Genomic DNA, 10,290 nt, shown 5'->3' with positions numbered 1-10,290 from the left:
CCCCGAATTCAATAAACGTCTGCCCGAATTCAATAAACGACACCCCGAATTCAATAAACGTCTGCCCGAATTCAATAAACGACACCCCGAATTCAATGAACATACCTTTGACATTTGGGCTTCTGCCTTAACTTGACACCAATGGCGTCTCGCCCGTCTGGTGCGGGCTAGAAGCCCACACTACAAGAAAATTTATTGCAACATTTTAGCTGTGTCACGCCACTAGTATTAATTAAAACGCTGACAGTGGTCTAAAAGCTTTTATCAATATAAGCACTCAAAAACACCAGTTGGTTTACCATCTCCTCAGCCGAACAAGTAGCAACCAATTTGAGCAACCCTTGTAACTTTTGTCCTACTGAATAGCGTTGTTGCTGCAATAAGATAATGCCGGCATGATTTCTCTCTGTGGCTAAAAACTCGTTATGTAAGCAGCAGAAGTCTCTTCGTTGTAGCTATAGATGGTACGCCCTTGCTCTGTTGCCCAAATTAACTGCTCGTTATCAGAATAGCTCTGCCTGCTCACATCGACCACTGTCACAACATCCAAGTTTGCATTACAGAAAGCTTTGATTAAGGACTTCTCAACGCTGTCTTCATCTAAATACAAACGAATTTGGCTCACTGTCTCTTCGCGGTATATTCAGCTTCCAAACGGTCGTATTCTTCAATTTCTGCGGCAATCTCCGTGTCAATTACTTCTTTGTTAGCATAGTAGTAAGCTAGCGCTGGATAAACTTGTGCCAACATTAGCTGTGGTCTTTGGACAACTATCTCTTCCGGTTTCATGCCTGCGTTGAAGTCGATCGCAATGTTGTGTACCGTAATCCGGTGTCCCACAATCTGAGGGCGACCACCACAGGTTCCCGGTGTGCTGACAATTAGCGTGCCAATGTCGGTAATGGTTTGCATAGCTTGGTTACTAAATTTTGCTCCCATAAGCAAGTGAGCAATTTAAAACTTCTTCTAATCTAGAAATATAAATGTCCAGTTATTTATTTAGCTGCCCACAGCAAATAAAACATTTATCCCTAATAATTAGGAGTCTAGCACTAATCCAAGAATATCAAACATCCTGCCTAGATTTGAGACGATAGACTTTTTATAAGAGTAATTTTTGCAAAAACTCGAATTTCCCAACAATTCAAAGCAGGTATGGGGCAATGGTGCGATTAAAACTGTGGCAGTGGGCAGTCTTAGCAATCCCGATCGCGTTTATCATCATTTTCTTACTGGTGTCCGCCGGTTTACAAATTCATGCGTGGGGTATTAATTGGATTTGGGGTGTATTCACCGTTTTATTTGTTGGTTGGCGTTGGCTGCTAGTCAAATGGACTCAACCAGCTGTTAACCAAGTAGAAGCTGTATTAACTCAAGTCCGTGAAGAACTGGAATCGACAGCAGAGGATACAGTAGGGCTACCTGTGGGAAGTGACACCACAAAACTTGCAGAAGCCGCCCTTCAAGAAATTCTCCAAGCAGCACAAAGCGATCGCCCGATTTGGGAAGACTGGCAAACTTTTTGGACGCGATGCCAGGATTTAGTGGTGGCGATCGCTCATATCTACAATCCTCAAATTCAATATCCTCTGCTGAATATTTACGTCCCCCAAGCTTACGGGCTGATTCGCGGAACGGTGGATGATATGGATCAGTGGATGCAAAAGTTATCCCCGATCCTCAATCAAGTAACGGTTGGACAAGCATACCAAGGATATGAGGTCTATCGGAAGTTGGAACCATCGGCTCGGAAATTCTGGAAAGTTTGGAACTGGGCACAGTGGATCTTAAATCCGGTGGCGGCGGTGGCAAAACAAGCCAGTCAGGGTTTCAGTAACCAAGCAACTCAGCAATTATTGGGGAATTTGAGCCAGTTATTCCGGGAAGCTGCCCTGAGAAACTTATGCCGACAAGCGATCGCACTTTACGGACGTAGCCCAGTTCCAGCAACTGTAGTATCTACACCAACTTTACCCAAGGCAAAAACCCAAACACTCCGAGAAATCTTGACTCAAGCTGAACCAGCCGAGGCAGTTGAGCAAAAACCCGTGAATATTCTGCTGGTAGGGCGCACGGGATCGGGAAAAAGTAGCCTGATTAACACGCTATTTCAGGCGGATCTCGCAGCCGTTGATGTTTTACCCAGTACCGATCGCATTCAGAATTATCAATGGCAGACTCAAACTGGGGAAACCCTAACGCTTTTGGACACACCTGGTTACGAACAAGTCAACCGTGCCGAGCTACGAAATTTGGTGCTTGATTATGCTAATAATGCAGATTTACTACTGTTAGCTACCCCTGCCCTCGATCCTGCCTTGCAAATGGATGTGGACTTTTTGCAAGACATCAAAGCAGAAGTTGCAGATTTACCCGCAATCGCGATTGTCACCCAGGTAGATCGGCTGCGTCCGATCCGCGAATGGCAACCACCTTATGATTGGGAATGGGGCGATCGCGCCAAAGAAATTGCGATTCGCGAAGCCACTGAATATCGTGCTAAACTGCTAGGAAACTTCTGTAATCTAGTTTTACCCGTGGTTACAGGTGACAGCAAAACGGGTCGAGTTGCCTGGGGAGTGGAGGCGCTATCTTTGGGATTAGTGGATGCGATCGCACCTACCAAGCAACTCCGTCTCGCCCGCTTTTTGCGTAATCTAGAAGCCCGCATCGTCGCTGCTGCCAAAATCATCGACCACTATACCTTCCAGATGACGACAACACAAGGATTAACGGCATTGCTCAAAAGTCCCGTCCTCCAGTTTGTTTCTACGCTTTCAACCGGATCTCCAGCTTTAGCATATATGCTGGCGGAGCAAATTCCCGTGGAACAGTTGCCGATTGTGATTGGCAAACTGCAAATGGGATATGAGCTTTTCTCGCTCTTGAACCCCAACTCGCTCAACTTTGAATTGCTATCCCTTTGGCCGCTATTGCTGGAAAACTCTGCTGCACCCGATCGCAACGCTTGGGCATTTGGTCACGCCCTAGTGGAGTACTGGACTCAAAATCTAACGGTTAAACAACTCGGGCAGCGATTTGAGTATTATCTGTCGATCGCCAAATAATTTGCCTGCGATCGGCAATGTTTACGAAAGATTGTGACCATAAAGAAAAAGGTACAAGCTCCTAAATTTATTTATGGAAAAAGAAAAAATGTATTTTGAGACGCATAGCGCAAGAAATACTACGTCTATACTTCAAGCCCCTAAATTTATTTTGGTGGTTCTTACTTTTGACTTTTGACTTTTGACTTCCCCAAAGGGGCTGACGCATCTTCGATTCTCTTGCAAATACTACGTCTAAATAAGGAGTTTAAGCTGCTACGTAATTCACGTAGATTAAACACTAAAAGTTTGCATTAGTAAATCAAAGTAAATTACGAATATTTACTTACCACTTTTCAAGAATTTCATACTATATAAGGAATAGTAAAAATGCAGTAACAGATTGTAATCTCAATATCAAAGTTAAGATTACGATTAAGAATAGGTGTCTGCTGAACCTACCCGCTTTAGCTAAGTTTTTATACAGATATCCTTATGTTCGGAGTTCTTTATGAAAAATATACTACAAACCTCCATCTCTCAAGAACAGAATTTAGATCAAAGCGATAGCATTTCGTCTTACAACAGGGTGCTTTCGGTCGTGAAGGATTTGGCTTGTGTACGGACTATTGAGGAAATTATTGAGATTGTGCGTTTGGCTGCTCGCGATCTCACAAATGCTGATGGAGTAACTTTTGTATTGCGGGATGGTGAATGTTGCCACTATGTCGATGAAAACGCCATCGGGCCACTTTGGAAAGGTATGCGTTTTCCGCTCAAGTCTTGCATCTCCGGTTGGGCAATGCTCAATAAAAAAGCAGCCGTAATTGAGGATATTTACCAAGATGCACGAATTCCTATTGATGCATACAAGGTGACTTTTGTCAAAAGTTTAGTCATGGTTCCGATTCGGGTTTCCGATCCATTGGGTGCGATCGGAGCTTACTGGAGTACACACCACCTAGCCACACCCCAAGAGATCGGAATGCTAGAGATTTTGACCGATACTACAGCAGTTGCGATCGCTAACGTGCAACTTTTTCAGAAACTGACGAACCAAAACGCCCTGAAAGACAAATTTATTGCCATGCTGGCTCACGAACTGAGGAATCCTGTTGCCCCCATCTCCAACGGCGTTCAGCTACTCAAGTTGAAGCTAGGCGAGACAGGCGCAGTTGGGGAAACAGTTTTAATGATGCAACACCAGATTAAGCACCTCTCGAAATTGATCGATGAGTTACTTGACGTATCGTCCATCACTTATGGAAAGATTTCATTAAACCTTGAGAAGGTTAATCTGGTGGAATTGGTTCGCCAAAGTCTCAACGATCATGTACAAGCAACAAAGAGATGGAATCTTAACGTAGTACAAGACCTGCCAAACACGCCTGTATGGGCTTATGTTGACTCCACTCGCTTCTTCCAAATCTTTGGAAACCTTCTTGATAACGCCTTAAAATTTTCCCAGCCAGATGGGACAATCTGGGTGGATTTCTCAGTTATTCCAGGTGAAAATGGCTCAGGCAGTGTAGCGGTCTTATCTGTAAGAGACTTAGGCATCGGCATAGACCCGACAATATTACCAGAACTTTTCGAGCCGTTTACCCAGGCCGATCGCAGTTTAGATCGTTCGAGAGGCGGGCTAGGTTTGGGACTTTCGGTAGTAAAAAGTCTTGTGGAACTTCATGGTGGTAATGTTGAAGCCTCAAGTAGAGGGATTAATTTGGGAGCAGAATTCAAAGTTACTCTCCCTATATGCGAAGAGATTACAACCTTGGACAACGACCTAGAAATTACAGAGGCGGCGAAAAAATCGTTGAAGATTTTAGTCATCGAAGATAACGAGGATTCAGCCTTATCATTACAAGCAGTACTTGAGCACTTTGGGCATGAAGTTTCCATTGCCAACAATGGAATTTTAGGGGTAGAAACTGCAAATAAGCTTGAGCCTCAAGTGATTATTTGTGACATCGGACTTCCCGAAATGGATGGATTCGCCGTTGCACAGGAACTAAGTAAAGACTCCAAATTTACTCGCTCAATTATGATTGCGCTTACCGGCTACGGTAGTCAGGAGGATCGGCAGCTTGCGCTTAAGTCTGGTTTTAAATGCCACTTGACTAAGCCAGTAGACTTTGAAATACTTACGGCAGAAATTGATCGATACTTTGATGGAGTATTATCAAGCTGACAAATTTGGCTACTTGTGAATTTTGATTGAGGAGTGTCAATTCATTAAATCATCTGTGGTAAACTCACCTGGATAAAAGCAGAGCGCTCAGAATTACCTCAAAAAGATATAAACATTGGTTGGGAAAAGTTGAAAGTGGCAAATTTGTCTCACCTGATGCTAAATTCCTAGCATTTTCATGATGATTCCTGGAGTGCTTCTTCAAGGTAAGGCTTCAGGCTAGGATTTTCGTTCAGCAACTTGAGATGTTAGCTTTTGATATTACTAATAAATTGACACTCAACATGATGTTAATTTAGCTAAAATTCTTGAAAAGCTTTAAGAAACCTTTTTGAAAGCTAGCCAATTATTGTATTTTCTGATTTTGGATCTTTAGAGGATGTTCAAATGCCAGAAAATAAAGTTGGAGATATTAGCATTTATTACGAGGTTAAAGGCAGTGGTTATCCCCTACTCATGATTATGGGTTTAAGCTTCAGCCTTTTGGACTGGGGGGATGTATTTCTTGATGAACTAGCAAAACATTACCAAGTCATTGTGTTTGATAACCGCGATTCTGGACGTACAAAAAGTCAGTCAATAGACAACTACACGACTGCTGATATGGCAAATGATGTAGCAGGATTGCTTAATGCTCTAGGAATAGCATAAGCTCATGTTCTTGGAGGCAGCATGGGTGGTATGATTGCTCAACAGTTTGCCTTGAGACATCCTACCAAGCTCAATAAATTGATATTGTCCTATACAATGGCAGGTGGAGATTGCAGCATTTTTGACCCAAATAATCAAGGAGATTTATTGGATCTACTTTTCCCAGTATCATACTTAGCTATCCCTAATAACCGGGAAAAAGCAGAAGATTTTTTTAAAAAAACCTCACTTTATCATAGCCAGCAAGATGGTATTATGAGATTATTACAGGCGCACAATACTCACGATAACTGTAATTTACTGCAAGGTATTAAAGCGCCTACCTTAATCATTACTGGAGATAGCGATTACGTAATTACTTCTGAAAATAGTATTATTTTGAATAACAGAATTCCTGGTTCAGAAATCAAAATCATTAAACAAGGCGGACATGGAATTCTTTATAGCCATACTGCTGAATTTGCAAAAATTTTGATTGATTTTTTATTGTAATTCAATTATCAATAGAATTCTCCTTTACTCTCACAATGATTATCATTCTTCTTCGGTAAAACTTAATTTTTTTAAAGTCCCATCTGATATAGCGTTTCCTAAGCAACTGAGGTACACCGAGATATTTCCAAATATTTTTTAACAAGCTTAGTAGCTTTGAAAACGTACCTCACCAGGTCGGGAACCGCTATAAAGTGTTGGAAAATTCTATCTTGATCGTTAATCTTCAATATTTAGATGCGTTTGTCCTGGTAAATTGGGTATTTTCTCTTAAGTTTACACACATAAAAGATATGTGCTTCGACTGTTAATTCTGTTTTGCTAAAAAGCTTGAAATCTAATAGCTAAAAAGTCACTACACTGCGAATTGATTCACCTTTATGCATCAACTCAAAAGCATCATTAATTTGCTCAATGGGCATCACATGGGTAATCAAATCATCAATATTTATTTTACCTTCCATATACCAATCAACAATTTTTGGCACATCTGTACGGCCTCTAGCGCCACCGAATGCTGAACCTTTCCAAACGCGCCCAGTTACTAGTTGAAAAGGACGAGTACTGATTTCCTGTCCAGCACCAGCAACACCAATAATCACGCTGACACCCCAACCTTTGTGGCAGCATTCTAATGCTTGACGCATAACTTTGACATTACCAATACATTCAAAGCTGTAATCAGCACCGCCTTTTGTTAAATCAACTAGATAGGGAACTAAATCACCCTCTACTTCTTGAGGATTAACAAAGTGTGTCATGCCAAACTTTTGTGCCAAGGCGCGTTTGTTGGGATTAATATCCACCCCGACAATCATATTTGCCCCTACCATCCGCGCCCCTTGGATGACATTTAAGCCTATACCACCCAAACCAAAAACCACAACATTTGCTCCAGGTTCCACCTTAGCAGTATTGATGACTGCACCAATACCAGTAGTCACACCGCAGCCAATGTAACAAACCTTATCAAAGGGGGCGTCTTCCCGAATTTTTGCCAAAGCGATTTCCGGCAGTACTGTATAGTTGGCAAAAGTGGATGTACCCATATAATGATGAATCATCTGTCCATCGATACTAAAGCGACTGGTGCCATCGGGCATAACACCGCGTCCTTGAGTTAGGCGAATGGCTTGACAGAGATTAGTTTTGAAACTCAAACAATATTCGCACTGACGACATTCGGGAGTGTAGAGGGGAATTACACGATCCCCTGGTTTGAGACTGGTGACACCAGCGCCTACTTCTACTACCACACCAGCACCTTCATGTCCCAAAATAGCCGGAAATAAACCTTCGGGATCATCACCAGATAAGGTAAAAGCGTCGGTATGACAAACTCCGCTTGCTTTCACCTCAACTAACACTTCGCCGACTTGTGGCCCCGATAGTTGAACGGTTTCAATCGTCAACGGCTTACCTGCGCTGTAAGCGACTGCTGCTTTAACTTCCAATGTCAGCGCTCCTGTATAGTTTTGTCATTTGTCATTTGTCATTTGTCATTTGTCATTGGGCATAGAGAAGAGATGAGGGAGACAAGGAAGAGGGGGGAGATAAGGGAGAGATTTATTCAATAATTCCCCCATGTCTCCCTTATCCCCCTTATCCCCCTCATCTCCCTCATCTCCCCACTCCCCACTCCCCTCATAAATATTGAACGCATGATAAACTTTTGTATTACTTCATCATATTTACTAAGCACGATCGCCACTACAACGATAAATATCACTTTGTCAAAATATCATTCTCTAGCTAGATTGGTTAAAGGCGGCAACAGCTGTTTTGACAACGATGTAAACTGGATGTCAGCAGCAACCCCCAAATAATTTGTCCACCCCTCAATTAATACATTTTGTCACAGCTTATGAACCCTGCCCTAACTCAAATTGGCGCTCAAATGTCCAACCTGACTGGCGTCAGAGCAATCATGAAGGATATTATCGAGACGTTACGAGCGGGTGCAGGGCAGCAGTTTATTAATTTGAGTGCTGGTAATCCGTTGATTTTGCCAGAAGTAGAGCAATTATGGCGAGATTGTACTGCACAACTTTTAGCTAGCCCAGAATATGGCGAGGTAGTTTGTCGTTATGGCTCAAGTCAGGGCTATGCACCATTTGTTGAAGCGATCGCCAACGACTTCAACAAACGCTATGGGTTAAAATTAACCGAACGCAATATCCTGATTACCCCCGGTAGTCAAACCCTCTACTTCTACGCTGCTAATACTTTCGGTGGCTACACCCCTAGCGGCGAGTTAAAACAAATCGTTTTACCCCTTAGCCCTGACTATACAGGTTACGGCGGTATCTGCTTAGTTCCAAAAGCCCTAATCGCCTACAAACCAACTCTTGATATTGATGCAACTGCCCACCGATTTAAATATCGCCCTGACTTCAGCCAACTGTCGATTACAGAAAATACTGGTTGTATCCTCTTCTCTCGCCCCTGTAATCCTACTGGTAACGTCCTCAGCGATGATGAGGTGAAAAAGATTGCCGCCTTGGCTGCGCCTTACAATCTACCCGTGTTAATTGACTCAGCTTATGCGCCTCCTTTCCCAGCATTAAACTTTACCGAAATGACACCAGTGTTTGGTGATAATATTCTCCACTGTATGAGTTTATCGAAAGCCGGATTACCAGGAGAAAGAATTGGTATTGCTATTGGAGATGAAAAGTGGATTGAAGTGCTGGAGTGTTTTCAGGCAAATATGAGTCTCCATTCTTCACGTTACGGCCAAGCGATCGCAGCTCTTGCAATTAATTCTGGCGCTTTAGTGGAAATTTCTTATACTGTCATCCGTCCCTTTTATCAAAATAAGTTTACCGTTTTAGAAACCAGCTTAGAACAAGCGATGCCCAAGAATTTACCTTGGTTCTTGCATCGCGGTGAAGGAGCAATTTTTGCTTGGTTATGGTTACAGGATTTACCCATCAGTGATTGGGAATTTTATCAGCAAGTTAAGCAAGTAGGTGTGATTATTGTCCCTGGAAGCACTTTCTTTCCCGGTTTAGACCAAGAGTGGGCGCACAAGCACCAATGTTTCCGTATCAGCCTCACCGGCAGCGATGAGGAGATTGCCACTGCTATGCAACGTTTAGCAAAAGTGGCTGAAGAAGTTTATAAGCGTGCGGCTGTGACTGCGTGATTAGGGAAAGTTAGGAGTTATAAGTTAGGAGTTATAAGTTAGGAGTTAAAAGTTAGGAGTTAAGAGTTAGGAGTTATAAGAATTTTTTCTCCAATGACAAATAACAAATGACAAATGACAAATCAGATAATTGGCTAGAAATCGGTAAAATTGTTGCCCCTCAAGGATTGTCTGGAGAATTACGGGTTTATCCTGTATCAGACTTTCCCGAAAGATTTGAAGTGCCGGGAAAACGTTGGTTGTTGCGTCCTGGTGATATGGAACCACAACCAATCGAATTATTAACAGGACGTTATATCAGTAACAAAAACTTGTATGCGATCAAATTAGCTGGTGTGGAAAATTGCAATCAAGCAGAGGCGCTGCGCGGTTGTAAGTTAATGGTGCCAGCAAGCGCTCGCCCCCAATTAGGCGAAGATGAATATCATGTCCTCGATTTGATTGGCTTGGAAGTTTTCATGCAAGCATCTGGTGAACTCGTGGGTACGGTGGTAGATATCATCCCCGCCGGCAATGATTTGTTAGAAGTCAAGTTGCATGAATCCTTTGCGAATGACAAAGGACAAATGACAAATGACAAAAAACAAAAGACTGTTTTGATTCCATTTGTGAAAGCGATCGCACCAGTAGTAGACTTGAAATCTAATCGCATTGAAATTACACCGCCGCCTGGGTTATTGGAAATTAATAATTAGGTTATTAATTGAATGGGAATTTTTAATTTTTAATTCAAAGCGTTCGTGTAGCGTCTCGTAGAGAAG

The 10,290-nt window shown here is 42.5% G+C and carries 9 protein-coding genes and 1 pseudogene; 6 read left to right on the top strand and 4 right to left on the bottom strand.

Annotated elements, in window-relative coordinates; translation table 11 throughout:
* Positions 1 to 412: 412 nt before the first annotated feature.
* Both RMY63_RS32485 and RMY63_RS32480 read right to left on the bottom strand, forming a co-directional pair.
* On the bottom strand, positions 413 to 625 hold the full coding sequence (locus RMY63_RS32485; RefSeq protein WP_322732648.1) for a DUF5615 family PIN-like protein: 213 nt from the start codon (positions 623 to 625) through the stop codon (positions 413 to 415).
* Positions 622 to 912, bottom strand: coding sequence for a DUF433 domain-containing protein (locus tag RMY63_RS32480; RefSeq protein WP_322732647.1), 291 nt, complete (start codon positions 910 to 912; stop codon positions 622 to 624). The genes RMY63_RS32485 and RMY63_RS32480 overlap by 4 nt, the downstream gene beginning before the upstream one ends.
* Before the next feature lie 251 nt (positions 913 to 1,163).
* Between RMY63_RS32480 and RMY63_RS32475 the strand changes: the two genes are divergently transcribed.
* Together RMY63_RS32475 and RMY63_RS32470 are read left to right on the top strand one after the other, a co-directional pair.
* Positions 1,164 to 3,068 (top strand): GTPase family protein, encoded by a 1,905-nt coding sequence (locus tag RMY63_RS32475; protein ID WP_322732646.1) that lies wholly within the window; start codon positions 1,164 to 1,166, stop codon positions 3,066 to 3,068.
* Between the two features lie 490 nt (positions 3,069 to 3,558).
* Positions 3,559 to 5,238 carry an ATP-binding protein gene (locus RMY63_RS32470; RefSeq protein ID WP_322732645.1) on the top strand — a complete coding sequence of 560 codons (1,680 nt, stop codon included), beginning with the start codon at positions 3,559 to 3,561 and terminating at the stop codon, positions 5,236 to 5,238.
* A gap of 64 nt (positions 5,239 to 5,302) precedes the next feature.
* On the opposite strand, the gene RMY63_RS41960 is transcribed toward RMY63_RS32470, so the two are convergent.
* On the bottom strand, positions 5,303 to 5,443 hold the full coding sequence (locus tag RMY63_RS41960) for a DUF29 family protein (RefSeq protein WP_416212566.1): 141 nt from the start codon (positions 5,441 to 5,443) through the stop codon (positions 5,303 to 5,305).
* A 182-nt stretch (positions 5,444 to 5,625) separates the two neighbouring features.
* Here RMY63_RS41960 and RMY63_RS32465 point away from each other — a divergent pair, with 182 nt between their 5' ends.
* Together RMY63_RS32465 and RMY63_RS32460 are read left to right on the top strand one after the other, a co-directional pair.
* On the top strand, positions 5,626 to 5,889 hold the full coding sequence (locus tag RMY63_RS32465; protein ID WP_322732644.1) for an alpha/beta fold hydrolase: 264 nt from the start codon (positions 5,626 to 5,628) through the stop codon (positions 5,887 to 5,889).
* Between the two features lie 18 nt (positions 5,890 to 5,907).
* Positions 5,908 to 6,381: pseudogene (locus tag RMY63_RS32460) on the top strand (alpha/beta fold hydrolase); the annotation flags it as partial.
* Between the two features lie 344 nt (positions 6,382 to 6,725).
* Here the strand turns inward: RMY63_RS32460 and RMY63_RS32455 are convergent.
* Positions 6,726 to 7,835, bottom strand: coding sequence for an S-(hydroxymethyl)glutathione dehydrogenase/class III alcohol dehydrogenase (locus tag RMY63_RS32455; RefSeq protein ID WP_322732643.1), 1,110 nt, complete (start codon positions 7,833 to 7,835; stop codon positions 6,726 to 6,728).
* Between the two features lie 410 nt (positions 7,836 to 8,245).
* Here RMY63_RS32455 and RMY63_RS32450 point away from each other — a divergent pair, with 410 nt between their 5' ends.
* Both RMY63_RS32450 and rimM read left to right on the top strand, forming a co-directional pair.
* Positions 8,246 to 9,529 carry a valine--pyruvate transaminase gene (locus RMY63_RS32450; RefSeq protein WP_322732642.1) on the top strand — a complete coding sequence of 428 codons (1,284 nt, stop codon included), beginning with the start codon at positions 8,246 to 8,248 and terminating at the stop codon, positions 9,527 to 9,529.
* Between the two features lie 107 nt (positions 9,530 to 9,636).
* Positions 9,637 to 10,224, top strand: coding sequence for a ribosome maturation factor RimM (rimM, locus tag RMY63_RS32445; protein WP_322732641.1), 588 nt, complete (start codon positions 9,637 to 9,639; stop codon positions 10,222 to 10,224).
* Positions 10,225 to 10,290 lie beyond the last annotated feature (66 nt).

This window comes from Nostoc sp. ChiQUE01b, assembly GCF_034531255.1.
Taxonomy (GTDB): Bacteria; Cyanobacteriota; Cyanobacteriia; order Cyanobacteriales; family Nostocaceae; genus Nostoc.
This window is presented reverse-complemented; position numbering and strand designations above follow the sequence as displayed.

Coding starts and splice junctions, on each gene's coding strand:
- RMY63_RS32480 (WP_322732647.1), bottom strand. CDS start 912: ATGCAAACCATTACCGACATTGGCACGCTAATTGTCAGCACACCGGGA.
- RMY63_RS32470 (WP_322732645.1), top strand. CDS start 3,559: ATGAAAAATATACTACAAACCTCCATCTCTCAAGAACAGAATTTAGAT.
- RMY63_RS32465 (WP_322732644.1), top strand. CDS start 5,626: ATGCCAGAAAATAAAGTTGGAGATATTAGCATTTATTACGAGGTTAAA.
- rimM (WP_322732641.1), top strand. CDS start 9,637: ATGACAAATGACAAATCAGATAATTGGCTAGAAATCGGTAAAATTGTT.
- RMY63_RS32475 (WP_322732646.1), top strand. CDS start 1,164: ATGGTGCGATTAAAACTGTGGCAGTGGGCAGTCTTAGCAATCCCGATC.
- RMY63_RS32450 (WP_322732642.1), top strand. CDS start 8,246: ATGAACCCTGCCCTAACTCAAATTGGCGCTCAAATGTCCAACCTGACT.